Origin of the sequence: Anaeromassilibacillus sp. SJQ-1 (genome assembly GCF_046693725.1) — a bacterium.
Taxonomy (GTDB): domain Bacteria; phylum Bacillota; class Clostridia; order Oscillospirales; family Acutalibacteraceae; genus Anaeromassilibacillus.
The window spans coordinates 21,327-47,251 of the sequence record NZ_JBKEIV010000036.1 but is presented as its reverse complement, the minus strand read 5'-3'; the positions used below and the strand labels follow the sequence as shown (position 1 = coordinate 47,251).

The 25,925-nt window shown below is 48.0% G+C and carries 28 protein-coding genes and 1 other annotated feature; of the genes, 15 read left to right on the top strand and 13 right to left on the bottom strand.

Annotation, left to right across the window (positions count from 1 at the left end; genetic code table 11):
* From ACGCCZ_RS09460 to ACGCCZ_RS09435, 6 genes are all read left to right on the top strand, one after another.
* The coding region (locus ACGCCZ_RS09460; protein WP_411655886.1) for a prephenate dehydrogenase dimerization domain-containing protein at positions 1-303 on the top strand (303 nt) is incomplete at its 5' end.
* Positions 304-1,365, top strand: coding sequence for a 3-dehydroquinate synthase (gene aroB / locus ACGCCZ_RS09455; protein WP_411655885.1), 1,062 nt, complete (start codon positions 304-306; stop codon positions 1,363-1,365).
* Positions 1,358-2,626, top strand: a complete 1,269-nt coding sequence (gene aroA, locus ACGCCZ_RS09450; protein ID WP_411655884.1) for a 3-phosphoshikimate 1-carboxyvinyltransferase — start codon at positions 1,358-1,360, stop codon at positions 2,624-2,626. The genes aroB and aroA overlap by 8 nt, the downstream gene beginning before the upstream one ends.
* Positions 2,607-3,719, top strand: a complete 1,113-nt coding sequence (gene aroC, locus ACGCCZ_RS09445) for a chorismate synthase (RefSeq protein ID WP_411655883.1) — start codon at positions 2,607-2,609, stop codon at positions 3,717-3,719. Before aroA ends, aroC begins: the two co-directional genes overlap by 20 nt.
* Positions 3,716-3,853: a chorismate mutase gene (locus ACGCCZ_RS09440; RefSeq protein WP_411655882.1), complete on the top strand. Its 138-nt coding sequence runs from the start codon at positions 3,716-3,718 to the stop codon at positions 3,851-3,853. Before aroC ends, ACGCCZ_RS09440 begins: the two co-directional genes overlap by 4 nt.
* Before the next feature lie 25 nt (positions 3,854-3,878).
* A complete protein-coding gene (locus ACGCCZ_RS09435) occupies positions 3,879-4,841 on the top strand; it encodes a prephenate dehydratase (RefSeq protein ID WP_411655889.1) in 963 nt (320 codons plus the stop codon).
* A 227-nt stretch (positions 4,842-5,068) separates the two neighbouring features.
* Here the strand turns inward: ACGCCZ_RS09435 and prmA are convergent, their stop codons facing one another.
* Entirely contained in the window at positions 5,069-5,995 is a 927-nt protein-coding gene (gene prmA / locus ACGCCZ_RS09430; RefSeq protein ID WP_085533589.1) for a 50S ribosomal protein L11 methyltransferase, read from the bottom strand.
* A gap of 91 nt (positions 5,996-6,086) precedes the next feature.
* On the opposite strand from prmA, the gene ACGCCZ_RS09425 reads away from it, so the two are divergent.
* The 3 genes from ACGCCZ_RS09425 (at position 6,087) to ACGCCZ_RS09415 (ending at position 9,499) form a co-directional block, all read left to right on the top strand.
* On the top strand, positions 6,087-7,445 hold the full coding sequence (locus ACGCCZ_RS09425; RefSeq protein ID WP_158089018.1) for an MATE family efflux transporter: 1,359 nt from the start codon (positions 6,087-6,089) through the stop codon (positions 7,443-7,445).
* A gap of 82 nt (positions 7,446-7,527) precedes the next feature.
* Positions 7,528-8,322: a putative ABC transporter permease gene (locus tag ACGCCZ_RS09420; RefSeq protein ID WP_411655881.1), complete on the top strand. Its 795-nt coding sequence runs from the start codon at positions 7,528-7,530 to the stop codon at positions 8,320-8,322.
* A gap of 895 nt (positions 8,323-9,217) precedes the next feature.
* On the top strand, positions 9,218-9,499 hold the full coding sequence (locus ACGCCZ_RS09415) for a hypothetical protein (RefSeq protein ID WP_411655880.1): 282 nt from the start codon (positions 9,218-9,220) through the stop codon (positions 9,497-9,499).
* 74 nt (positions 9,500-9,573) lie between these two features.
* Here the strand turns inward: ACGCCZ_RS09415 and ACGCCZ_RS09410 are convergent, their stop codons facing one another.
* Together ACGCCZ_RS09410 and ACGCCZ_RS09405 are read right to left on the bottom strand one after the other, a co-directional pair.
* Positions 9,574-10,110 (bottom strand): adenylate kinase, encoded by a 537-nt coding sequence (locus ACGCCZ_RS09410; RefSeq protein ID WP_411655879.1) that lies wholly within the window; start codon positions 10,108-10,110, stop codon positions 9,574-9,576.
* A complete protein-coding gene (locus tag ACGCCZ_RS09405) occupies positions 10,107-10,664 on the bottom strand; it encodes a dihydrofolate reductase family protein (RefSeq protein WP_054323995.1) in 558 nt (185 codons plus the stop codon). Before ACGCCZ_RS09405 ends, ACGCCZ_RS09410 begins: the two co-directional genes overlap by 4 nt.
* A 117-nt stretch (positions 10,665-10,781) precedes the next feature.
* On the opposite strand from ACGCCZ_RS09405, the gene ACGCCZ_RS09400 reads away from it, so the two are divergent.
* A complete protein-coding gene (locus tag ACGCCZ_RS09400) occupies positions 10,782-11,522 on the top strand; it encodes a class I SAM-dependent methyltransferase (RefSeq protein WP_054323994.1) in 741 nt (246 codons plus the stop codon).
* A 107-nt stretch (positions 11,523-11,629) separates the two neighbouring features.
* Here the strand turns inward: ACGCCZ_RS09400 and ACGCCZ_RS09395 are convergent, their stop codons facing one another.
* The 7 genes from ACGCCZ_RS09395 to ilvB form a co-directional block, all read right to left on the bottom strand.
* Entirely contained in the window at positions 11,630-12,955 is a 1,326-nt protein-coding gene (locus ACGCCZ_RS09395) for an MATE family efflux transporter (RefSeq protein ID WP_411655878.1), read from the bottom strand.
* Between the two features lie 641 nt (positions 12,956-13,596).
* Positions 13,597-14,181: a hypothetical protein gene (locus tag ACGCCZ_RS09390; protein WP_054323992.1), complete on the bottom strand. Its 585-nt coding sequence runs from the start codon at positions 14,179-14,181 to the stop codon at positions 13,597-13,599.
* 58 nt (positions 14,182-14,239) lie between these two features.
* Positions 14,240-15,055: a hypothetical protein gene (locus tag ACGCCZ_RS09385; RefSeq protein ID WP_411655877.1), complete on the bottom strand. Its 816-nt coding sequence runs from the start codon at positions 15,053-15,055 to the stop codon at positions 14,240-14,242.
* Between the two features lie 361 nt (positions 15,056-15,416).
* Positions 15,417-15,794, bottom strand: a complete 378-nt coding sequence (locus tag ACGCCZ_RS09380; protein ID WP_411655888.1) for a RidA family protein — start codon at positions 15,792-15,794, stop codon at positions 15,417-15,419.
* Positions 15,795-15,874: 80 nt separating this feature from the next.
* Positions 15,875-17,086, bottom strand: a complete 1,212-nt coding sequence (gene ilvA, locus ACGCCZ_RS09375; RefSeq protein WP_054323989.1) for a threonine ammonia-lyase — start codon at positions 17,084-17,086, stop codon at positions 15,875-15,877.
* 125 nt (positions 17,087-17,211) lie between these two features.
* Positions 17,212-17,700, bottom strand: coding sequence for an acetolactate synthase small subunit (ilvN, locus tag ACGCCZ_RS09370; RefSeq protein ID WP_054323988.1), 489 nt, complete (start codon positions 17,698-17,700; stop codon positions 17,212-17,214).
* 14 nt (positions 17,701-17,714) lie between these two features.
* A complete protein-coding gene (gene ilvB, locus ACGCCZ_RS09365) occupies positions 17,715-19,388 on the bottom strand; it encodes a biosynthetic-type acetolactate synthase large subunit (RefSeq protein WP_411655876.1) in 1,674 nt (557 codons plus the stop codon).
* A 104-nt stretch (positions 19,389-19,492) separates the two neighbouring features.
* Positions 19,493-19,736: a binding site (T-box leader), on the bottom strand.
* Between the two features lie 176 nt (positions 19,737-19,912).
* On the opposite strand from ilvB, the gene ACGCCZ_RS09360 reads away from it, so the two are divergent.
* Positions 19,913-20,272, top strand: a complete 360-nt coding sequence (locus tag ACGCCZ_RS09360) for a hypothetical protein (protein ID WP_054323986.1) — start codon at positions 19,913-19,915, stop codon at positions 20,270-20,272.
* A 319-nt stretch (positions 20,273-20,591) separates the two neighbouring features.
* Here ACGCCZ_RS09360 and ACGCCZ_RS09355 read toward each other — a convergent pair whose 3' ends face one another.
* From ACGCCZ_RS09355 to ACGCCZ_RS09345, 3 genes are read right to left on the bottom strand one after another with little or no spacing between them, the layout of a single operon-like run.
* Complete coding sequence (locus tag ACGCCZ_RS09355) at positions 20,592-21,092, bottom strand: GNAT family N-acetyltransferase (protein WP_085533613.1); 501 nt, start codon at positions 21,090-21,092, stop codon at positions 20,592-20,594.
* 19 nt (positions 21,093-21,111) lie between these two features.
* Entirely contained in the window at positions 21,112-21,357 is a 246-nt protein-coding gene (locus ACGCCZ_RS09350; protein ID WP_054323985.1) for a hypothetical protein, read from the bottom strand.
* A 32-nt stretch (positions 21,358-21,389) separates the two neighbouring features.
* On the bottom strand, positions 21,390-21,917 hold the full coding sequence (locus ACGCCZ_RS09345) for a nitroreductase family protein (protein WP_054323984.1): 528 nt from the start codon (positions 21,915-21,917) through the stop codon (positions 21,390-21,392).
* A gap of 225 nt (positions 21,918-22,142) precedes the next feature.
* Here ACGCCZ_RS09345 and ACGCCZ_RS09340 point away from each other — a divergent pair, with 225 nt between their 5' ends.
* The 4 genes from ACGCCZ_RS09340 (at position 22,143) to ACGCCZ_RS09325 (ending at position 25,734) form a co-directional block, all read left to right on the top strand.
* Positions 22,143-23,219: an AI-2E family transporter gene (locus tag ACGCCZ_RS09340; RefSeq protein ID WP_411655875.1), complete on the top strand. Its 1,077-nt coding sequence runs from the start codon at positions 22,143-22,145 to the stop codon at positions 23,217-23,219.
* Complete coding sequence (locus ACGCCZ_RS09335; protein WP_411655874.1) at positions 23,219-23,368, top strand: hypothetical protein; 150 nt, start codon at positions 23,219-23,221, stop codon at positions 23,366-23,368. The genes ACGCCZ_RS09340 and ACGCCZ_RS09335 overlap by 1 nt, the downstream gene beginning before the upstream one ends.
* A 281-nt stretch (positions 23,369-23,649) precedes the next feature.
* A complete protein-coding gene (locus ACGCCZ_RS09330) occupies positions 23,650-24,294 on the top strand; it encodes a hypothetical protein (RefSeq protein WP_054323982.1) in 645 nt (214 codons plus the stop codon).
* Between the two features lie 204 nt (positions 24,295-24,498).
* Positions 24,499-25,734: an ROK family protein gene (locus ACGCCZ_RS09325; protein ID WP_054323981.1), complete on the top strand. Its 1,236-nt coding sequence runs from the start codon at positions 24,499-24,501 to the stop codon at positions 25,732-25,734.
* The last annotated feature ends 191 nt before the right edge of the window (positions 25,735-25,925 follow it).

Sequence of the window (25,925 nt, the reverse complement as noted above, 5' to 3'; positions counted from 1 at the left end):
ATGATCGCCTATACCTCGCAGTTGCCCCACGTGTTGGCCTGTGCCTACGTGATGAGTCCTTGCTGCCCACAGCACAATGGGTTTTCCGCGGGCAGCTACCGCGATGTCTCGCGCGTAGCTCGGATCAACGAAACACTTTGGACAGAGCTATTCCTCGATAACGCGGATGCCCTTACCGAAGAATTGGACATTTTAATCGACAACATCACCCGCATCAGCGCCGCCGTCAAGCAGCGCGATGCGGATACCCTGCGCGACCTGTTGCGCCAGGGCAGACTCATCAAAGAAAGGCTTGGCGAATAAATGGAACTGACTGTCAATACCTCCAAACGTTATACCATTCGAATCGAACGCGGTGCGCTGGATCGGATTGGCGCCGAATGTGCATCGCTGTTTCCCCCTGGCACAAAAGCGGTCATTGTTACGGATACCCATGTTGCACCGCTCTACCTTGAGCGCGTCTCCACTTCTATGCGCAACGCAGGCTTTGATGTGACTAGCTGTGCCTTTCCTGCCGGAGAACCCTCCAAGCGGCTTTCTACCATCGAAGGTATCTATGGCCATATGGCTCAGGCCCATATCACCCGCAGTGATTTTGTGGTTGCCCTAGGGGGCGGTGTCACCGGAGATATGGCAGGCTTCGCCGCGGCAAGTTACCTGCGTGGCATCCCCTTTGTCCAAGTGCCAACTACCCTGCTGTCCCAAGTGGATTCTTCCGTCGGAGGAAAAACCGGCGTAGATTTACCACAAGGAAAAAACTTGGTCGGCGCATTTTGGCAGCCTTCTTTCGTTCTGATCGATCCGGATACGCTCAAGACCCTTCCGCCACACTTCTTTGCAGATGGCATGGGAGAAGTCATCAAGTATGGATGCATCAAAAGCCGGGCACTGTTCGACTTGCTCGCCCATACGGAAGATCTCGAGCCAATTATGGACGATGTGATTTACCGTTGTGTCGATATTAAACGCAACGTGGTCGAGCACGATGAGTTCGATACCGGCGAACGGGCGCTGTTGAACTTTGGCCATACCTTTGGCCACGCCTTGGAAAAACTCAATCATTACGAAGGCCTTTCCCATGGTGCAGCCGTTGGCATCGGTATGGTTATGATGGCACGCCTGGGCGAGAAAGCCGGATGGACCGCAGCAGGTACAGCGGACACCATCGCCACGATCCTGAAAAAATACCATCTGCCGGTGCACAGCGATTTTCCGCTCTCACACATTGTCGATGCGACCGCTTCCGACAAAAAGAGTATCGGTTCCTCAATCAATCTTGTTCTGCTGGAAGAGATTGGACAGAGCTTTGTGCAAAAGGTACCGCGCAGTGAGTTGGCCCCCTTGGCGGAGGGTTGCAATGAGTAAGGTGATTGTTTCCCCCTCCACCCTGCGCGGGACTGTAACCGTTCCATGTTCCAAAAGCGCGGCACACCGCGCCATCTTATGCGCTGCCTTGGCAGCTGGGGACAGCATTCTCTCCCCGATCGCTATCTCCAATGATATTCGCGTCACCGCAGAGGCCGCGCAGGCCCTTGGAGCTACCATTCGGGAAGAACAGCATACCTGGCATGTGACCGGCGGCCACCCCCCAAAAAAGCAAGCACAGATCGACTGTGGGGAGAGTGGCTCCACCCTGCGCTTTCTCATTCCAGTCTGCGCTGCCCTTGGCATAGAGACGGCTTTTATTGGGCGCGGGCGGCTTCCAGAACGGCCCATCGGCGTTTATCTTGACCTACTCCCAGCGCACGGAGTGACCTGCCGGACAAAAGGGGGGCTTCCGTTATCAATATACGGCACGTTAAATTCAGGGGAATTTATACTTCCAGGAAATATTAGTTCACAGTTTATCACAGGCTTGTTGTTGGCATGCCCTCTGCTTCCCGAAGAAAGCACCGTACGTCTTTCCTCTCCTCTAGAGAGTGCAGCCTATGTGGATATGACTTTGGAGGCTATGCAGGCGTTTGGTATCCAAGTGGAACCAATCGAATTTGGATGGCGGATTCCTGGTAGCCAGCGCTATCGTGCACGGTCTTTTTCCGTAGAGGGCGACTGGTCCCAAGCAGCATTTTTCCTGGCTGCAGGTGCACTGGGGGGGACGCTTGCGATTGAAGGACTGAAACGCCATTCGACACAAGGCGACCGTGCTGCCGCGTCGCTTTTTGATGCATTTGGAGCGGAAAGCCATTGGAATGGTGAAACCATTTGTATAAACTCAAAAAAACTATACGGAATGGAAATCGATGCCTCTCAAATTCCCGATCTTGTGCCGATTCTGGCTGTCACTGCAGCGCTCGCAAAGGGACGCACACGTATCTATAATGCCGCGCGCCTGCGTATCAAGGAGAGCGACCGCCTCGCCGCTATGGCCGACGGACTTCGCCGGCTAGGCGTTCCCGTCCAGGAGACTCCGGACGGCCTGTTGATCGACGGAGTGGAAACGTTGCACGGTGGAGAAGTAAACGGCTACAACGACCATCGGATTGTGATGGCTTTTTCCATCGCGGCGCTCCGTGCGGATAGCCCTGTTATCATTTCCGACGCGGAGAGTATCCGAAAGAGTTATCCCACCTTTTTTGAAGATTACAATCGACTAGGAGGAAAAGCAGATGTCGTCAACTTGGGGTGAAATTGTTCGAATATCCATCTTCGGCGAGAGCCATGGCGTCGCCATCGGTGTTGTAATCGATGGCCTTCCCGCCGGAGAACCGATCGACTTTGATGCGGTCCTTGCGCAGATGAAACGCCGGGCCCCTGGGCAGGACAAGTCTGCCACACCGCGCAAGGAAAGTGACTTTCCAAAAGTGATGAGCGGACTTCTCAACCATACCACAACGGGTGCACCGCTCTGCGCCGTGATTGAGAATACCAATACCCGCTCCCAGGATTACGGCAATCTGCTGGACGTCCCGCGCCCTGGTCATTCCGATTATCCCGCTTATCTGCATTATCGTGGGTACAACGATATCCGCGGCGGCGGGCATTTTTCTGGCCGTCTGACGGCGCCGCTGGTGTTTGCCGGTGCAGTCTGCCGGCAAATTTTAGAGCGCCGTGGCATCCATATCGGAGGGCACGTGGCCTCTGTCGCACAGATCGAGGATACCCTGTTTAACCCTGTTGACATTCCTGATGAGCTTTTGCGGACATTATCCACGGCTTATTTTCCCGTGATCGATTCGGACAAAAAAACGGCCATGGCCGCTTTGATTGAAGAAGCACGTATGTCCCAGGACAGTGTGGGCGGCACCGTCGAATGTGCGGTCACCGGCGTTCCGGCCGGAATTGGCGGCCCTCTGTTCGGAGGAATCGAACCCGTTCTTTCCTCGATTCTGTTCGGTATCCCTGCGGTCAAAGGGGTTGAATTTGGCGATGGGTTTGGCTCCTGTGCGCTGCGGGGTAGCCAAAATAACGACCCCTTCTGCTTTGCAGACGGCGCAGTGAAAACAACAACCAATCATGCCGGCGGAATCCTTGGTGGAATCACCACCGGAATGCCCTTGCTTTTTCGCGTGGGTATTAAGCCAACCGCCTCGATCAGCCAGAACCAGCAGAGTGTAAATCTACAGACCGGAGAGAATCAGATTCTCTCCGTACACGGAAGGCACGATCCCTGCATTGTTCCGCGTGCAGTGCCTGTCGTGGAAGCCGCCGCCGCAGTTGCCCTGATAAACTTTGAGGGAATTCTCTCCGGCGGCAAGTCGGAAGGGAGGTGGCGCACATGAAATTGGAGGAAGTCCGCAAGGAAATTGACGCCATCGACCGCCAATTGCTGCCGCTGTTTTTGAAGCGTATGGACTGCGCAAAACAGGTGGCAGAGATTAAACGGGAACAGCACCTTCCCGTTCTGAAATTCTGACCGCGAACAGGAAATTTTGGACAGCATGGCCCAGCGTGCTGGCAACTATGCTGGTGAAGCGTGTATGCTGTATGCCACTCTGATGGATATGAGCCGCGCTCTCCAGCACAATTTGCTCGGTAGTGGCGCTGCATTGCGGGAACTTGTGAAGGAGGCAGAATATGCGCCTTCCCGTGCAGAGCATATCGCTTGTCTAGGGGTAAGCGGATCGTTTTCCCATGAAGCAGTCCAGCGCCTGTATCCCCACGCTGAACCGCTCTTCTTTGACAATTTTGCGGCCATCTTCGCCGCCGTGGCAGATGGGCGCGCAGACCTGGGCGTGTTGCCAGTCGAGAATTCCTCTGCCGGTTCTGTCAGCGAGGTGTACGATTTGATTCTGCGCTATCGCTTTTATATTGTTGCGGCGGAGACACTGCACATCCATAATTGTCTTGCAGCGGCGCAGGAGTGCCCTGTTTCAGATATCCGCCTGGCTTATTCGCACCCTCAACCCCTGGCCCAATGTTCCAACTTTATTGCTCAGCATCATTTACAGACGGTCCCCTGCTCTGCAACTGCCGCTGCGGCGCAAAAGGTCGCCATAGAACGCAATCCCGGCACTGCAGCCATTTGTTCTGCATCAGCAGCGGAGGAATATGGCCTGCACATCTTGGCTAGGGACATCCAGAACAATGCCGACAACTGCACCCGTTTCATCGCTATCAGCCGGCATCTGTTTATCCCCGAAGGGGCCAATAAGATCAGCCTCTGTTTTTCTCTTCCACACCGTACCGGTACACTACACGGTGTTTTGGCTCGTTTTTCGGCAGCAGGTTTGAATCTTACCAAGATTGAGAGCCGTCCTATTCCAGGGAAAAATTTTGAGTACGACTTTTACCTTGATTTTACTGGCAATGTCCACGAAAGCCACACGTTAAATCTGATTGCTGCTTTGAGCGATGAACTGCCACGCTTTTCTTTTTTAGGAAATTATCGCGAGCAAGAGTAACCCACATATACCCTGCTTCATTCGGCAAAACGGCATGAGGCTGGACAACTTATACGATATAAACAATCTTGAGCGCCAAAGAGGGCATCCCACAAGTCATGAAATGACGGAAGGATCCCCCTCTTTTTTTTAGAAACGCAGATATTTTTTCAAACAGAAAGAGGATGCCCCCTTCCTATGAATCCAACGATTCGTAGTTTGGGGACACCCTCTCTGTTTTCCCGTCTTTATGCCGACACGAGCGGCCTCGCCGCCAAAGCAATCCAGCCTTTCTCTTCCCTGCGTGCAATCACCTCAAAGCGTCCTTTCAATGCATCCAATACATCCTTCTCCCGGGTATCAATGATTCCACTCATCAGATATACGGCGCCAGGAGCCAGAAACTTTGAAACATCCTCTGTAAGGGAGATAATAATGTCTGCCACAATATTGGCTACGACAATATGATAAGTCCCTTGAACACGCTCGGTCAGGTTTCCGCATAGCGCAGTAAAACGCTCCTCGACATGGTTCAGCCCGGCATTTTGAATCGCTGTTTTGACCGCAAGTTCGTCAATGTCCACGCCGACCGCCCGTTCTGCCCCCAGGAGGAGCGCTGCCACGGATAAGATTCCGCTGCCACAGCCTACGTCCAGCACAGACATGCCCGGTTTCACAAACTGTTCCAACAGCTCCATGCAAAGGCGCGTTGTCTCATGTGTTCCCGTCCCAAACGCCAAACCCGGCTCCAAATGCAGGACGGTACGCCCCTGTGCATCGTATTCGTTCTCCCAATTGGGACGAATCAGCAGTTTCTCTCCCACCGGGATGGGTTTAAAATATTTCTTCCAATTATGAATCCAATCCTCCTCCGCACAGGCCGCTGTAGAAATGGTGTGCGTGATTCCTTCAGCATGGTACCGCTCGCTCAAAAAAGCGATGGCCTCTGCCGGATTTTCCTCCGGGCTGATGTATACATGTACCAAGGCCTTTGTGCGGTCCTTCTTCAAAAGATCTTCATCAATTAAGTCAATGTGTGCGATCTCCCAGGCCTCTTCCTCCAGGTGCGAATAATCCTCTACATAGATGCCATACGGCACCACCATCTGTGCAATATCCCCTGCACGGTCGACATCTTTTGCATCAACCGATACCGTTACTTCCGTCCAATCCATAAAACGTCCTCCAAAATTTTAATGATAAATTTAATTATATACCAATATACATGGTATGTACAAGGCGGGAATCCGGGATGGGGGTGTGCGCGTGAAGAAACAGGCCAAATTTTTGGCCAATACGGCGATTTTGACAGGCGGCACATTGCTACTCCGCTTCTCCAATATTTGGTTTCGTGCCTATATTCTCGGCAAGATTGGCACACAGGGCATGGGCGTTTATCAGCTCACCTTTTCCATTTTTGCATTGGCAATCGCCACCTGTACCAGCGGCGCAAGCCTCTCTGTAACACGTATGGTCGCGGAAGGACGTGGCTCTCCGGTCTGTATCCGGCGTTGCCTACTGTTTTCCCTCTGCGTCAGTTTTGCCGCTGCCGCTATCTTATGGGTGGGTTCAGACTTTCTCGCACAGCATTTTTTAGACCTTTCCAGCGGGCTTCCCCTGCGGCTGCTCGCACCGGGCCTTCCTTTTATGGCGATTTGCGCCTGCCTCAAAGGATATTTTCTGGCCATTCGCAACAGTGTTATACCAGCAATCGCAGAACTGCTGGAACAGTTTACCACAATTGGCGCAACTGTAGGATTCTTTTTTATCTTTACTCCCTTCAGTGCACTTATGCTTGGTTCCACCGCTGGAGAAGTCGCCTCCTGTGCGGTCGTCTTTTTGGCCTACCGTGTTATGACGCGAAAACGGCCGCCAAAATGCTTCAATGATTCCGGCAGCTACCGGCAGATCTGCCACATCGCCGTACCAGTGCTCAGCGGTTCTTTTATCCGCAGTTTTCTCAATAGTACAGAAAATCTATTGGTCCCGCGTGGGCTCAAACATCACGGAGCGGGATCGGACGTCGCACTTTCGCAATATGGCATCATTCAAGGAATGGTGATGCCCATCTTACTGTTTCCCTCATCCTTTCTGACCTCATTATCCTCGCTCCTAATCCCCGAGCTTGCTGAGGCAAATGCGCGTGGCAAACATCAGGCGATTGAACATTCCGCCTCGCGAGCATTCCGATTTACATTGCTTTTTTCCTTTTTAATTACGTCGGTATTGATCGTCTATGCGGAGGACTTGGGCGAGCTGTTTTATGGAAGTCAGCAGGCCGGCGCCTTTTTGCGCATCATGGCGCCGATTATTCCTTTAATGTATGTGGATAGCATCGTCGACGGCATGCTCAAAGGGCTGGACCAGCAGGCCTATTCCTTCCGATACAATTTTATCGATTCCATCATGCGCGTGATTTTGATTGCGGTTTTACTTCCTCTGTTTGGCGTGAAAGCCTATATCTTCATCCTCTTTTTAAGCGAAATTTTCAACGCTTCCCTCAGTATCAGCCGCCTCTTAAAAGTTGCTCGTGTGGATGTGGATATTATTGGATGGATTTTAACTCCTGCGGTCAGTGCAGCCCTGCTTTACTACCTTTTGACCCTGCTGCGAACAGTCTGTTGACAAATTTTGCCGGATAAGCGTATGATAAAGGTTATAAAAATGGATAAGGGGGGATTTTGTGCCGCATTGGGCCGAATGCATTTTGTTATTTGCGGTATATAGCCTGCTGGGATGGATCTGTGAAAGTACATGTTGTTCCATTCAAGCCAAAAAGTTTATCAACCGCGGTTTTTTAAACGGGCCGTTCTGTCCAATCTATGGAGTAGGTGCACTGTTAATTATCAAGCTATTGGCGCCTTTTTCTGCCAATATCATTGTTCTCTATCTCGCTTCGCTATTCCTCACCAGCATCTTGGAATACTTCACCGGCTTTGCGATGGAAAAGCTTTTCCATGCCAAATGGTGGGACTACTCCCACCGGCGGTGGAATATACACGGACGTGTCTGCCTTGGCAATTCGCTCATCTTTGGTGTAATGGGCGTCGTTGTCATGCGGGTGGTTCACCCTTTTGTGATGAATATACTTGAGAGAATCCCTTCCTTCTTAATACCGTTTCTCGCAGCTGGATTGGCCGTCTATTTCATCGGGGACACCATTGTAACCGTACATACCATCTTGGATTTCAACAAAAAAATGGCCGAATTGCAGAAAGTGCTTGATGAGATCCGCGAAAAGAGCCATGTGCTTCTGGAGGAAAAGAAGCGGAATATGGAACTTGCCATTGAAAGCCGGTTGTCAGCCGACAGAAAACCGTACACGGAGTATCTGGAAAAATTGCGTCAAAAGCAGGCTGCCCTGGAACAAAACAGCAAGCTTCTCCATCGCCGCCTGATGAACGCCTTCCCAACCATGAAGTCTCTCCGCGCCAACGAGTCTTTGGCGCGCATGCGTGCTGCGCTACAAGAACGGCGTAAAAAATGGAGGCCTAAGAGATAGAAAGGGTTTTTATAATCGTCCGCTTCATAAAAGGGATTCCTTGTTGGACTGTTACTTCCTCAATTTTGGGCATAATAAATTCCAGCCAGTTGTATCTCGTTTCATTTTTCCCTCACCTGCTGTACAGGCGAGGGAAATTTTTATTTTAGAAAATCATTTATTTACTCAATAATATTTAAAATTTCTATTGATTATTTTTAGCTTGATTTATATACTGAAATTAGAAAATTGCAACGAGGTGATTCCAATAGATTTTCGATCAAAAAATGCGCCCAGATTGGACGAAGTCATTCTTCGTGACAAAACATAAGTAAAATGAAAAACGATCATTTTAAAGATAGGAATTAAATTATTTAAAACCAGGGTATCTCTTAATCATTTTATTTTTGTTGATATTCTCCCTATTACGAATTGGGAACTCTGTGATATTTTCCATAACAATCGAAGATCGTCCGACGACCAACCAGATTCCTTCCATATCTTTAAAGACTCCTTTCTCCGTTGCAAAAGAAGAAACAACAAAAGGTTGGCGGGGACCTAGCGGCACTTTGGAAGGCGTTTATATCGACGGGGCCGCCCCTACATTGAAAGATTTAACATCCGTATTCGTCGGTTTAGGGGTTCACTCCGTATCTGCAACCATACTGGCCGATTCTGTCTTTTATTTCATACAAGGCGGAGCACAAACCGTCTATGGGAACTTTACTCGATATTACGAAGAGGTTTCCATAAACGGAAAATTTGCATATTGGAGAACAACCTACACCCTCTATCTTTATGAGGATGGAGACAATTCTCCTTTGCTTGGCCACCCATATACAGCTGTGTACGAGGGTCCACAATTGTGGAGTATGCCGGAAAATTTTGAAGCATAAACGATTATGGAGGGAGTCCTATGGACAAGATGGACAAGCGCGCTGTCTTATGGGATGTCTATCGGTTTGCCAGCGTCATCTTCCCTTTCCTGGGGGAAAGGCTTTTAAAAATTGCAGGCGCATCCGAAGGCATTTTGACTGCCTGGTGGATTCTGATGTTTGCGAACCTTACCATTCCCGTGGCCTGTTTCTGTTATAAAAAAGGTAAGACATCCACCAGGCCCCAAAAATACCTCTATTATGCGACGCCAGTTGTTCTTTTCCTCGCTTTATGTTTCCTGGAAATGATTTTTCCCTATTAGGGCCTAGACGCCTTACGGAAAACACGGATTAAAAAAACCGCCTGTCCGGAGCATCCGGGCAGGCGGTTTTCTAATTATATGGTCTCTTCCAGCAGATCCAGATCAATCGAATACGGTTCTTTGAGAAGAAGGTACGAACGGCCAAACTTTTGACAAAGGCGAAGATTTTCTTCATTTTCTCTTAGAAGCTGTTCCTTGGTACAGGCGCTATTATCGATGCGCTGTTCTATGACATTGGCGAAACTTTGGATGACATCAAAGTGTTCTTCAATGTAGGACCGTTGAAAACACAAGCAGACAAATTGAATCTCATCGAGATATTCCTTTTCAAAAGAACATGGATAATCAAATGGGATATAACAGCCTTCGATCACCAGACGTTGCCTGTTTTCAATCGCGGTCTTAATGATCTCTCGGACGACCGGCCATAAATAAGCAGTCAATTCTTTGTCATCACTCTCTGGGGTGAGAGAGCAATACCCGCTTCGAATCAACCCCATCTTCAGATGGTCGATGGACAGGTAAGGATAGCCATACCGTTCCAATATTTGTTGCGCCAATGCAGTCTTTCCGGTATGGGAACTGCCCGCAAGCAAAACAATTCGCTTCATATGCTTTCCTCCCTTTGACCGTTTCCCGCTCTACGATAGATACACTCCAAAAGATTCCCATTCTTCTTCACAGAAATCAGTTTCAAGTGTATCGAACGGTCCAATGTACAAAATAGAGGGATTCCCCGTCCCAACAGAATTGGGATCATCGTAATATGGAACTCGTCGATCAAGTCCTGCTCAAGGCACTGTCCCACGACGTTGGCACCTCCACAGAGCCAAATATCCCTTCCCTCTTGCTGCTTCAATCTTTGGAGCAGCCGCCCAACGTTCTGATGGACAAATCGGATTTCCGGCAGATCATCCATCTTTCGATGGGTCAGCACATAGCTCATCATACCGGAATACACCCATTTGCCCGGGGACAATTCCTCTGCCACTTGGCGGTACGTATTGTATCCCATCACCACCGTATCAATCTTTTGGAGGAACGCCTCATATCCATCTTCTGTATTTTCCGCATCCGCTCCAGAGTCCAGCCAACTGACTCCACCGTTCAAATCGGCAATATATCCATCCAAGCTGATTGCAATGTACAAAATCACGCGGCGCATACGTTTCCTCCCGCCTCAATTATAAGCCATCCCTACATACCGGCCGGATGACTTTCTCCACGATCCATGGTACAATAAATGTATTCTTATCATATTCACTTCAATTTGGAGGTTCCCATGCGACAAAGCAAATACGATGATCCTACCTTTTTTGAAAAATACAGCCAAATGAGCCGCTCGCAACAGGGCTTGGAGGGCGCAGGCGAGTGGCCGGCCTTGCAAAAGCTTTTGCCAAACTTTAAAGGGAAACGGGTCTTAGATCTCGGCTGCGGCTATGGCTGGCACTGTATCTATGCCATGGAGCAAGGAGCCCTGTCTGCCACCGGCGTTGACCTGTCTGAAAAGATGCTCGCCGTTGCACGCCAGAAAACGGCCTATCCGGAAGTGACCTATCTGCATCAATCGATTGAAGACATTGCATTCCCTCCGGAAAGCTTTGACATTGTGCTCAGCTCGTTGGCGCTCCACTACGTAGAATCATTTGAAGCGGTGGTTCAAAAAATCCGGACTTGTTTGACCGCAGACGGTGTTTTCATTTTCTCCGTAGAACACCCAGTCTTTACCGCATATGGATCTCAGGATTGGTACTACGATGCGGATGGAAACATCCTCCATTTCCCTGTGGACAATTATTTCTATGAAGGGGAGCGGCAAGCCATCTTTTTGGGCGAAACCGTTCGAAAATATCACAAAACCCTGACTACATACCTCAATGGACTTTTGATAAATGGATTCGAACTCCTACATGTAGTGGAGCCACAGCCTCCGGTTCATATGTTGTCAATCGAAGGCATGCAGGACGAAATGCGCCGCCCCATGATGTTGCTCGTATCCGCACAAAAAAGGACTAGAATTTAAATGCCTCCGCGTACAGAAGCGCCAGCAAAAGCGCTCTCGCACGGCGGGGCATTTTTGTTATGAAGCAGATACCGCAGGATGGCTGTATACCTTTCCGAAAGACAAACCTATACGACACTCCAATGGGCAGCTTGTTCTTTTAAGGACGCCCTTCGGATTAACTGGCCCACGACGCACACAATGGCCTCTGTGATCGGGAAAGCCAGCCAGATTCCCACCATCTGTGCAAATGACGACAAAAGAACCGCTGCAGGAATCATTACCACAAAACCGCGTAGAATGGCAATCAAAAAAGAAGGTTTGGCCGTTCCAATCGCGCTGAAATACATCGCAGTAATTAAGTTGATTCCTGCAAACAGGAATCCGACAAAGTAAATTTTAATTCCCTCATTGGCAATCTGTTGCAATTGTGGATCACCATCGCTATTAAACAGCGCCACCATCGCATCTGCCTGCCAGAAGGAAAATACATAAATTCCCACTGCCAGAGCGATACACAGGCACAACGCATACCGGTAAACTCTGTTGACCGCCTGGGACTCTCCCCTTCCAAAATGGTCGCTGATAATAGGCTGTATACCGTGCGCGACGCCTGTAAAGATAGCCAAAACGACCAGGGCAATGTTTGCAATGACTCCGTAGGCTGCCACGCCCATATTTCCACTAATCCCCAAAATCAGAATATTGAATATTAAAATGACCGTTCCAGAGGAGAGCTCGGTGATAAGGGAAGCAATACCCAACCGGGCGTTGCGGAGCATATCCATAATGACCGGCCTTTGTTTTTTTATTTTAAAGGTACTTTTATGCCGGATAAAATGCGTAGATAGCAATAGAATACCCATCAATGGCGCCATTCCGGTGGCCAACACCGCTCCAAGCATCCCCATCTGCAAGGGAAAGATAAAGAGATAATCCAAAACAATATTGCCCAAGCTGCCAAACAACATGGCAGCCATGGCTAAATTGGGATTTCCATCGTTTCGTACAAAGCAGTTCAGGACATTGTTTAACAAGAAAGCCGGTGAAAATGCAAGAACCACCTGTAAGTATATGAGCGTCATGTCATAGATTTCGCCATTCGCCCCCATCCAGGTAGCAATTTGAGAAGAAAAAAATCCGTCCACTAAAAGGAAAACAATGGAACACAAGAATACTGCGTAGAGCGTCTGTGTAAAGATTCCTCCCGCATGCTCGGTCTGCCCTTCGCCCTTCAAAATAGCAAACCGCGTTGCCCCGCCCATTCCAAGCATCAAACCAATGCCATTGACAACATTATAGATCGGAAGCGCAATATTTAGGGCAGCCAGCCCGTCCGCACCGATTCCCTTTGCCACGAAGAACGTATCTGCAAGAATATAACAGGATAACCCGATCATCCCAAAAATGTTTAATGAAACATATTTTATAAAACGCTTCTGAACGGAATCCACATGAGCCCTCCTTTAGCAATAAAAAAGCGTTCCCTCTTTCACACCTTCAAAGGCCTACAGTGTGAAACAGGAACGCTTTTCCCTTTCCCGGCGGAAAAGGCACGCTTTATCGTTAATTTATTTTAACACGCTTTTACAAAACCTGTCAAGCGGGAACCTGCCAACCCGATTTTCTTTCTTCTTTCCGTTGCTTTCGTCCGGATTGCCTTCCTGGACGGGTCCGCCAGCGGAATATAGAAAGCATTCCCATTTCCCGTAAATAAGCCTGAAATGGTTACAGAGAAAAATCGGAAGGAAGCCGCGCAGGTCCGCACTCTTTTTCCACAACAACTGGCCCTGAATATCTATGTTTCCCTGTAGTATTCCCTAACATCCGCTGATCTTCTTGGGTTCCCGCCCTATCTTTCCAATTCTTTTTTATAGAATGCTAACTATCACAGAGCAGAGCGCTTGTGCGAAAGGCGCTTTGATAGATTCCTCCAAACCCAGATTCCATCCATATGCCCACTGGACACAAGCTGGGCAAAATGGCCCCTGCCGTATTCAATTGGAACCGAAAAAGCCGGCCTCCTCTTTACGTATCCGAAACGGAGGCCGGCTTTTATTCCATTCTCTACAGAATCATGCGTTGTTTCCGCCTGTCAGATCCCTCCATGGGTTCCCGTAGAAGGAACCCACAACGGACTGTCCACTTTCTGGCCATAGAACCGGTGAAGAACCGCAAAATACCGCTCTGCCCCCTCAGTCCCGAACCGTCCGACTCCCGCAGGGACGTCGCCAAAGCGGTTGGGTTCAAACACCTGCACGCGGCCCGTTTCGGAAACGATGTATTGCAGGGAACCGGCTTTGCCGTCCGCGTCCCGAAAGGATAGAACCACCCATACGGAACTGTATGGGTCTTTCCCATTGTAATCGCCAAAGCCTTTCCCAAGCATCCAGCTCCAATCCCATTTGCGGTTGGTTGGATATTGGTCCAGAAGGCCCAGGAGCTCCTGGATTTCCTTGCTGTCCTCCGTGGCGATTCCATGCAAGGTAGTAGGCCCTCCGGACGGCGTCGCCATATCGATCACCTGAGCGCCGGAAACAGAGCAACCATACAGATACTGGGAGGCTGTAACCGGCCGCGAAAACCAAAGCCAGCCCCCGGCCGCTGCTAAAATGCAAAAGAGTGCTATGCAGCAGGAACACCATTTACAAGAAAACTTTTTTCTGAAAGTGTGGATCATAATTATGCACCAACAAAATTGAAATGGACTCCATGATATTCATATCCAGCAATCGTTTCTACCCAGCCGGAAGAGACATATCCATGGTATGCTTTCTCATTCGGCGAATTGGAATTTGGATAGAGCTTAACACGGAATCTTTTCCAATTTCTGTTCTATGTGTATCTTCGTCCAATATAAAGTTCTGAAAACGGCCCGAAGAATGTTGAACCAAAGACCCAAAACCGTATTGCCCGTCTTCAACTACATAAGTATATTTTGCTGTCTTGGTCTCATGCAATTGCGTGCTATGCAACACAGAATGATCGCTTGGAACCGCATTTGGGGCAAATAGTTTTGATATAACCCATGTTCCATCTATCAAAGTATTGATAGCACTGTTTATCGCATATTCCCCAACAGCTTTGACTGTATCTGTCACATAATTTTCCCATAATCCACCGCCTACTTCTGTAATGGGTGAATCATACTCTGCCGTTATGATTTCTTCATAATACGTTTTATTCCCATAACCTTTATAGGTTCTTGTACCATCTCCGCTTGCCCAATTCGTTGTTAATGCAGGGATCATTAAAGTAATTTTTTCAATAACTCCGGAACCATCCATACAAGATTGAACATACATTCTAATTGTTTGTGCAGTTTCTGGCCGAACATGGTATTTCGAAATAATTGATTCCACTTGAAAACAGTCATATGGATCAACTTGTACTTCCCTCATCAAAATACCGTGATCGACAGCCAATTCATCTGTTGTATGAATTGCGAAGGTAGGAACTGTCAAGACCAAAGACATAATGAAGGATACCAAAATTGCTAAAAGGCTTTTTAATGACCTTTTCATAATCGTCTTTCTGTATTTAAAAATTAACAAGCGTGAAATACTTTTTCACTAAACCACTGGAATCACCTCTTTATAATTATTTTATCAAATATAATAATACTATTTATAATTATACTATAAAATATAAAGAATTTAAAAAGAATCCGTTATAATATGCTACAACATTATATAACAAAGAGGGTATCCCAAAACTACGAATTTTTAGATTCATAGGAAAGAGGCGTCCTCTTTGTATTTGGAAAAATATCTGAGTTTCTAAAAAACGAGGGTATCCTTCCGTCATCTCATGACTTTTGGGACACCCTCTAACTTTCATAACGAATTAAATTTCTATTTTGATATTATATGCTTAATAAGCCACTTTTTACTTTATATAAGTTTTCAAGATGATTCAGGAATTCTGTACTGCAATGACCTCAACTTCACAAAGGACTTTCTTCGGCAGTTCTTTGACTGCTACGCAGGAACGTGCAGGTTTGCCCGTAAAATATTTTTCATATACGGCGTTGAAGGCGCCAAAATCTGCCATCTCTGCCAGAAAACACGTTGTTTTCACAACATCTTCATAACCGCAGCCGGCCTCCTTGAGGATTTCTCCTACATTTTTCATGACCTGCTCTGCCTGAACAGCAATATCCCCACTGGCAATCTCTCCGGTTGCGGGAATGATCGGGATCTGTCCGGAGGCAAATACCATCCCGTTGACAACCTTAGCCTGGGAATACGGCCCGATAGCCGCTGGGGCATTCGGTGTCGAAATTGTCGTCATCATAAAAAAGCCTTCTTTCTTAATTCTTTCTAGAAATAATTCCAATCTCCACTTTCAAAGATAATAAATGATTACCGTACTCAGCCGACAGTTTGGCGGTGGACAATGTGATAACCCGCATCAGAAATCGCCTTTTCAATCTGCTCAACATGCGCCCAGTTGCGCGTCTCCATGGCAATACGCAGGTAACAGCCGTTGATGTCGGTGTCTTCACCGCCGCGATCATGGTGAACGCTGACTACATTTGCACCCAGATCAGCAATCAATGCGGAGACTTCCTTGAGTTGTCCAGGTTTGTCAATCATCTCAATAATCAACTCAGCCGAACGGCCCGCCTTCATAAGGCCACGGTTGATCACCTTTGACAGAATCGTCACATCAATGTTACCGCCAGAAAGGATACAGGCAACCTTTTTCCCTTTGACATCCACCTTGTTAAACATGGCCGCGGCAACCGCAACCGCACCAGCACCTTCGGTAATCAGTTTCTGCTGTTCGATCAACGCCAAAATAGCGGTTGCCGTCTCGTCATCGCTGACCGTTACAACGCCGTCCACATATTTGCTACACATCTCATAAGTGAGGTCGCCGGGGCATTTCACCGCAATGCCGTCCGCGAATGTGGACACCCCCGTCAGGCAATGCGGCCCATCCTGTTCCAAAGAGGATTTCATACTGGCCGCACCGGCCGCTTGTACGCCATAAACCTTACACTTCGGATTCAGCGACTTGATGGCAAACGCTACTCCAGAGATCAGTCCGCCGCCGCCCACAGGCACAATCGCTACATCCATATCGGGAAGCTGCTTGAGCAGTTCTAGTCCGATCGTTCCCTGCCCCGCGATGACATCCGGATCATTAAAAGGATGGATAAAGGTCAAATTGCGTTCCTTTTGAAGCTCTACCGCACGATTATAGGCGTCGTCGTACACACCTTTTACCAATTCCACCTCGGCACCATAGCTCTTGGTGGCCTCCACCTTGGAAATCGGCGCGCCATCCGGAATGCAGATTAACGACGGAATACCATTGCGTGCAGCGGCCAAGGCAACCCCCTGCGCATGGTTTCCTGCGGAACAGGCAATCACTCCGTGGGCTTTTTCTTCATCAGAAAGCTGTGAAATCTTATAGTAGGCGCCGCGCACCTTAAACGAACCGGTGACCTGTAGATTTTCGGTCTTCAGATAGATTTCACTCTCCGGGTTGATCTGCGGCGCAGGGATTAAGTCGGTCTTTCGGATCACCTGCTTCAATACATATGCAGCATGATATACCTTATCCAAAGTTAACATCTTTTTTACCCCCATCTGTCATCTAAATTGGGGCCGCGGTGATTGCCGTCGGCTCTATGTATGGTTGCCGGATGCAAAGGTTCCCTGTGGGCAAATGCGGAACATCTACATCCAGTTTCTTGCAATCATTTTGGCATGGCCATTGCGCCGGTACGTAAAATCTTCAAAACGTGGTAGGGGCTGTAAAGCTCTATAAACGAATTGATAGTCGTCGCGTCGCCGGTGAGTTCCAAGATCATGGTATTTGTCTCAACGCTCAGGACATTCGCATGAAAAACATTGGCCATCTCGACCAACTTTTCACTATTCTGAAGGGTACGCTCCACCTTAATGAGAAGATGTTCGCGGACAACGGCGTTCTTTGGGTCAAGCACATCCACCTGCTCAATGTCCACCAACTTACTGACCTGCTTGTCGACCTGCCGCACAATGCGGTCGTCACCCTGTACTACAATCAGAATGCGAGAATACTCCGTGTTCTCCGTCTGTGCCGCCACGATGCTCAGAATATTATAACAACGGCGGCTAAACAGCCCTGCGATCCGTAGCAAAACGCCAGGATTATTTTTGGCTAATATAGAAATAATATATTCCTTTTCAGCTGTATTGGTCATGTCGCTCCTCCCCCTTACATCTCTAGAATCGGGCTCTCTACCGAAGCACCTGCGGGTACCATCGGTAGGACGTTGACATCCTTATCAATCCGGCAATCGATCAAGACGGGTTCGCGCAAAGCAAGCGCCTGCTCCAAGACCGAGCGAATATCCGCCTTTGTCCGAATGGTGTATGCCTTTGCACCAAATGCTTCGGCCAACTTGACAAAGTCGGTATTTTTATCGAGATCCGTCTGTGAAAACCGATTGTCGTAGAAAAGTTTCTGCCATTGGCGCACCATGCCAAGAACGGAATTGTTGAATACAATCTCCAGCACGGGGATGTTGTAGGCTACTGCGGTAGCAAGCTCATTGCAGTTCATGTGGAAACTTCCATCTCCGGCAATGTTTACGACATGGGTATCCGGGTTTGCCACCTGCGCCCCCAGGGCCGCCCCAAGGCCAAATCCCATGGTTCCCAATCCGCCGGAAGTGATAAGCTGCCGCGGATGCCGGAAGCGATAGAACTGTGCTGCCCACATCTGATGTTGCCCCACATCCGTACAGAGAATCGCATTCGAATCGGTCAAATCGCTGAGGGTCTCCAAGACCTCTTGCGGCGTCACCCCATCGGGATCAGAGACCATCTGATGCAACGGATAAGCGGCCTTCCATCCGGCAATATTGTCCATCCACTCCGGATGTGCATGTTGCGGCAGGCGGCGGTTCAGTTCTTCCAGAATCTCACGGGCATCCCCTTTCAACTTGAGATCCACATCGATATTCTTATTGAACTCCGCGGAGTCGATATCAATTTGGATGATCGGGCAATGTTGTGCAAACAGCTTTGCATTGCAAAGGACACGATCTGAAAACCGAGTACCTACAGCGACAAAAAGGTCGCAATTTTTAATCGCGAGCGCGGCCGTATTCGTTCCATGCATGCCGAGCATCCCCATGTAGCGGTCGTCCGTCTGATCGAAACCGCCTTGGCACATCAGAGAACACGAGACCGGCGCATCCAGGCGATCTGCAAAAATTTTCAAAGCCTCAAATGCCCCCGATGCGATCACACCACCGCCCGCATAAATAAAAGGACGCTCCGCCTTTTCCAACATTTGCATAGCCTGTTCAAAACGCTGCTCAAACGGGAATAGATGATGCTTTTCCGGAAGCGGTGGCGCTGGCGGAAGAAACTCCACCTTTTGTGCTGTGATGTCCTTTGGAATATCCACCAATACGGGACCCTTGCGCCCACTATTGGCAATCCGAAATGCCTCCCGGATGGTGTCCGCCAGCTTGTGAACATCTTTGACAAGGAAATTGTGCTTGGTGATCGGCATGGTGATTCCGGTGATGTCCACCTCTTGAAAGCTGTCCAGGCCCAACAAATCCAGATTGACGTTGCCGGTGATCGCCACCACCGGGACAGAATCCATATATGCGGTTGCAATGCCTGTCACCAGATTGGTTGCACCAGGCCCCGATGTAGCGATACATACGCCGGTCTTACCGCTGGAGCGTGCATACCCGTCTGCCGCGTGGGCCGCGCCCTGTTCGTGGGCTGTACGGATATGGTTGATCCTGTCCCGGTACTCATATAATGCATCATAAATATTGAGCACCGCTCCGCCGGGATACCCAAATACCGTGTCTACCCCCTGCTCCAGCAGGCATTCCATGATGATTTGTGCCCCTGTCAATACCATAGTCCATTCCTCCTGACAAATCTCTTCCTGTTATTCCTATTTCAAAAGACCCTGTACACATCGTTTTCCTCTTGCAGACAAAACAAAAAGCCTCCATCTCTGTTATTAGAGACGAAGGCTATTTTAGCTCCGCGGTACCACTCTAAGTGCTGCACAATGCAACCGCTCACGTGTATCTAGCAATACACTCTCCTCTAACGGTGAGAAACCGGACGCGCCTACTTACACCAAATGAGGGGTTCAGCCGCCTGCTCCGGGGCGATGTCCTGCAAATTCCGCACCGCCTCACACCAACCGGCGGCTCTCTGTGGCGAAAGGAATGCATTCCGTCCCCATCTACGCAAAATCATGCTTAAAAGCAACGATTTCTTATGAAATTTTATTAGTATCAATATATCCCACATTCGGTTGGTTTGTCAACCTTTTTTTTGCAGTTTCCTTTGACAATGTAAATTTGCATTGTAATTGCGAAAGAATTCTGCTAGAATATAGATATATTTCATAAGAAAGAAGGAAAATCCATCATGAATAAAGAATCATTGGATGTTGTTGTTGAAAAGACGCGTGAATTAATCAACGCCCCCACCTGTTGCAGCGAAGCAAAAGCTGCCGCGCAGGCTTGGCTGGATGCGATCGGGACTGAAAAAGAATCTGCTGAGGCCAAAAAGTATGTAGCAGAGCTCGAAGCGGACATCATGCCGATCGACAATTTAATTGGCTTTGCTAGTTCCGACGCTGGTATGCAGTACTTTGGCGCGGATACCGCTAAAGGCATTGTCACACATGCAAACGAGATCAAAGCTGCTGGCGCAAAATATTGTGATTGCCCTGCTTGTGCGGCTGTAGAAGCCATTCTGGAAAAGAAAGAGCTCCTCCTGAAATAAGGGGATACACGGCCGCTGTATTCGAGTGAAGTTTCGTCGGCCAAGCATCGTTTGTTCCCGGCGAAGAAGTTGTTTCACCCAAATCAAAAGTCTTCCCTTTATATTCTTTTCAAACGCTCTTCAGGGGATAAAGCGCACAATCACCTGACTGCCAGGTGGCTGTGCGCTTTTCGTTTGGTCTTCTGCCCCTTCCTAAAATCGAATACTTTCTTTATATGCCTCAAGTGCAATTTAGAAAAAACATCTCCTCAGCAATTGATGGATTATTCCCCTAAAAATAGCGCGGCCGAAGCCCTTTCCAGACAACCGCCGCACACGATTATTTTTTTCTTCTCCACCAGAGGGTAGGGCCTTCGTGTTCCAGAATAAACTGGCAGCGCTGTAGGACCCTCTGTGATGGGCGGTTTTGTTGCTCCGTCTCTGCCAGGATGCTTTCGACATCCTCCCGTTGAAGCGCCCAGTTGCACAGAGCGTTCACTGCCTCGGTCATATATCCTCGGCGCTCATACGCGCCGCCCAGCCCATAACCAATTTCTATTTCGCCGCGCGCATTCGGAGGCGCTTTAAAATCGATTGTCCCTACCACTGTGCGATCCGCCTTTCGCAGCAAAATCCAAAAGCTGTGAAACAGGGCGTTTCGTGGATCTCTGGAAGTGATTTTCCACTGCTGCTGCACAATCTCTCGAAATACGCCCTCTACAGGCTCGCCATCATAATGGCAATCCCATTCACGTTCCAGGGCCGGCAGGTCGGAAAACCACAGGTGCAGCTGCCGCGCGTTCAAAAGACATAGGAGTAGTCGTTCAGTCTCGATGGTCACAGATTTCCTTTCCTCGTGTTCAGCGTGTAAACGATTTGTTTCGTGTTTGTCCCGCTGTCACAATCCTCAAAAATTTGATTATCAAAGGGAGATAGGTGGCAATGAATACTGCCATGGCCCCGAACGCCGCCAGTTTCTTTGCTTTCTTTGTCAGCGATATTCCAATCATAACCCCCGCAGAGCACAGGCAGAGTTTGACCAGGGCAAAGTCCTTCCAATCGGACTGCTTTACATATTCATTTGCATAAGAAAACCATTTATTCATACCATCCGCCACCTTTCTGTCAATCGAAAGCCCTACGATTCCTTTTGATAACCGTTAAACCACGCCCGCTCTTCAAAAGGTTTTTTCACTGCTTCCGCCATGGGCTTTGCCGGAACCCCTACTGGCAGATACACCGCTACTGTGAGTTCCTCCGGTACTCCGAGAAGGCGGCCCATCTCTCTGGCGCGTTCGCCTCGAATCTGTCCTTCCACCCATACAGAGGCATATCCTTTCGCCGTGATCGCCAACAGAAGATTTTCCATCGCTGCGGAATAATCGTGAATATGGTAGGAAACGCCACTCGGAGACATTGTTTCCTTGGTTAACACAAGGATTGCTGCAGGCGCTGTCAAGGCCCATTCTTTTCCGTAGATTTCCGCAAGCCGCTTGACAAGGACCGGATCGTCCACTCCGATAAACTGGGTTGTCTGCATATTGCAGCCCGAGGGGGCCGCCACACCAGCTTCCAAAATTTCTCGAAGATCATTGCGGGGTACGGGCGTGTCTTCAAATTGATTCCGGTAGCTCTTTCGCGCACGGATTGCTTCCATTAGTTCCATAAAACCCCTTCTTTCTATAACAAGGATGTTTCATCCTGTTTCTCTCATCATATCCTTGAATCGCACTTTTTTCAAGCCTTCGCGCGCAACATACTTTAGAAAAGAATCCGTCTAGATTTCTTAACTGGAATAACTTGACATCCATAGGGGAATACGGTAGAGTGTGATTGAATAAAGGATAAGGCGGCGTATCCCGTACATTTCAGGTGTAGGAAGGCATGGAGTATGAAATTAAAGGAATGGATCGACAATCCCAAATTTTCGCAAAAAACCATAAAAGCAGCGATGTTGCTGGTAACCTTTACAGTTGCCTTAATCTATATCGTCTTTCATTTGGAGCAGGCTGGCTCCTTTTTGAGCACCTTGTTTTCGTTGTTCAGCCCATTTTTGCTTGGGATTGCGGTTGCGTTTGTGCTCAACGTACTGTTAAAGCTATTTGAAGATCGCATCTTTGGATTCTTAAAACGGAAAAATTCAAAGATTTGGCGGAAGTGTGGCCGCGGCATTTGCGTCCTTTTCTCCTTTATTGCAGTATTCCTGATTTTAGGCGGAATTATCTTCTTTGTCGTTCCAGAGCTGGCCAATTCCATTCAAATTCTAACAGCCGCTATTCCAAGCTATGTCGTAACTTTTACAAATTGGTTAAACGAGGTCCTCACCAAATTCGATCTCGATCAACTGAAAGAAACCGTTATGCAGATCGATTGGACTTCGTTTCTCACACAGGCCTCCCAAGTCACAACGGACTTAGTGGGGTCTGTTGCAACGGCTACAATGGGTGTCGCGTCCGGGGTTCTCACCTTTGTGATGAGCTTGATCTTTGCCGTTTACATGCTGTTCAGTAAAGAAAAACTCATCAAAAATTTAAAGCGCGTATTGTACGCTTTTTTGCCTCCCAAACGGGCCCAAAAGGTGATTTCTGTGGGCAGCCTTGCCAGCAATATCTTTTCTGGCTTTGTCACTGGGCAAGTGACGGAGGCGTTGATTCTCGGTTGCCTGTGCTATCTCGGCATGAGTATCATCCGGCTGCCATACGCTCTGCTCATCAGCGTGATCGTCTCTTTGACCAGCCTGATTCCCATTTTGGGCGCCTATCTCGGAGGGGCAATCGGCGCATTTATTCTACTGATTATCGACCCATTGTATTGCCTCTGGTTCCTGATTTTCCTAGTGATTCTACAGCAGGTAGAAGGCAATCTGATCTATCCCCGTGTGGTGGGTACTTCTATCGGCCTCCCCGGCATTTGGGTATTGCTTGCCATCCTGGTGTGTGGAAACCTGTGGGGAATCCCAGGGATCTAATGGGGGTTCCACTTTTTTCCGTCGTATATACGCTCCTGCGCACAGCGACACGCGATTTCCTGCAGAAAAAGGGCATTACCGACCTTCAAGTGGAGAAAAACTGCCTGGCAGCCCCAGCCGACGCTTCTCTGGATACAGAGGAGCCATAAATGCAAGTGTATAGAAATGAAAATCCGGAAGTCCAAAGATACCATCTGGCAAATAACAATTCTACCGTTACTCCTTTTGTATGTATCCATATTTTCGCTCCTCTCCAAGATGACTGCTATGAATTTCGAGTCAAAATAAATAGCCCACATTATTGCCATTTTCCGTATGCAAGGGAAGGAAATAAAGAAATAGGATGTCCTACATAAGCAGTAGAACATGGGAAAGCAATCATGATCTCGGGATTAAAAAGTCGGATAATTGGATATTATAGGAGATCAATATGTCTTTTTTAGATTGTATTCGGCGTGTAGATAAGCAAATATCAACGAGCAAAAAAATCACAAATACGTTTGCTATTTTAATTTTTGGAATCGCTTTAGGGATTGTCTCAAAATTTTTCGATACGACTGCATCAAACGAATTGCCTTTTATCGTTCAATATTTAGACATCAGAAACTTTTTGGGAAGATTTTCTATTTGGGTGTTAATTGCTTTATGTATATCACTTTACAGTCATTCGCCATTTAGAGCGGCGATAAATGTATTTTTGTTTTTTCTCGGCATGATTACAAGCTATTATTTATATTCTGCTTTTATAGCTGGCTTTTTCCCGGCAAGCTATGCAATGATTTGGTTTGGATTTACAGTTATTTCTCCATTATTAGCGTTTGTTTGTTGGTATGCAAAAGGAAAGGGGCATGTATCTCTTGTCATTTCAGCAGCAATTGTTGCGGTTTTGTTTCATATGACATTTGTGTATGGGTGGATTTATTTTGAAGTACGCTCCATATTAGAGCTATTCGTCTTTGTTTGCGGAATCATCGTGATGAAGCGCGACACTGCAATCAACACTATTTGCATGATAATAATTGGTATCGTTCTTGCATTTGCGCTTCATTTTGTTTTCCCATTTTCATTTGGATAAGTCGTTCCCGATTTCTTGAAAAGTGTGAAGAAAGGTCACGGGATTCATTTGGATTACAGTTATTAAGATGAATGCGCTGGATTTGATCACAAAGCAGGTTTAATATTTCATCTAAATAGATGATATTTTTCAACTAGAAGCATTTTAATTTCAAAAAGTGTATAGTATAAAAAGACAAACTTGGGAGTATAGGAGTCTTTGGATATGAATGAAATCATCACACATAAAAGTATTAACCAGGAAAGGAGCCAGCTGATCAACCGCGCTCTGGTGGCAGACCTATTGCGGCAGGAGGGCGTTTGCTCCCGTGCCACGCTTGCTCAATTGTCCGGGCTGAAACAGGCTACGATCACCAACATCATTGGGGAATTCATCGAGTGTGGCCTTGTGGTAGAAACCGGGTTGATGAGCGGATGCAAAGGGCGACGGTCCATTGGCGTAACCTTGAACGATGCGCTGTATAAGGTCATCGGGATTCGTATGACACGCCGGGCTTTTTATATCAGTATTGTCGGTTTATCGGGAAAAGTCTATGCGGTGGAGGAGTATCCGATCGGTCCCCGCGATGACGTACAAAATACCATTTCTCGTATTCGAAACGCCATTCAGGATATTCGGCGCGAAAATGCTGCAACGAACATTCCTGCTGTATGCATGGCCATGCCGGGACCTTACCGGGAAGACCGCGATCAATTGCTCTTTGTCACAGAGCTTTCTGGCTGGCAGAACTTCCCCATTAAAAAAGCTTTGACTGAGGGGTTCGATATTCCAATTTACATAACCAATGATGCAAATGCCAGTGCTTTTGCACAGCTCTGGTATCGCAGCAAAGAGTACGGTATCCGGAATATGATCTATGTTTTGGCAGGCCAAGGCATCGGCTGCGGTATCATCACCGATGGAAAACTTGTTTTAGGCCAACGCGGGATTGCCGGCGAGTTTGGTCACAACACCATCAATTATCGCGGTGCCCCCTGTGAATGTGGAAACCGCGGTTGTTTGGAAAAGTATTGTTCATTTTTGGTGTTTTGTCAGAACATCACCCGCCGCCTACAGGCAGGAGAATCCTCTGTCCTGGATAAAAATAGCCTGACATCTGCAAATATCTCCGCAGCGGTACGGGCGGGTGACAGAGTGGCACGCGAAGAATATGAGAAAGTCTGTGAGTTTTTGTCCATTGGAATTGTAAACCTCATCAACCAATTCAATCCCGGAATGATCGTTATCGGAGACGAATTGGCAGAGGTGGCGCCGGATATTCTGCTCCAGATTGTATGCGACAAGGTACACGCCTGTATCAATCCATTGGTCTACAACGACATTACCATAGAAGTAAACCGTTTGCCTGAAAGCCCCGCCCTGTTGGGGGCTGCCGCCATTGCAGCTCGGAATGTTTTATCCGATCCCACCAAGTTGATGAAACACGAAAAAGAAGATTGATTTTTGCGTCATACACCCAAAGGGATTTGCCTTTCGTATTCCCTTTGGGTGCTTTTTATAGCAAAGTCTGCGTTTTTAAGTCTTTCACTGGCAAATCATTCTTTGTGAAAAATTCTTACATTCCTCTTTGGATCATTATATTTTTGTAATGAAAGTAACAAAAATTTTTATTGAGATATATTTTCTTAAGA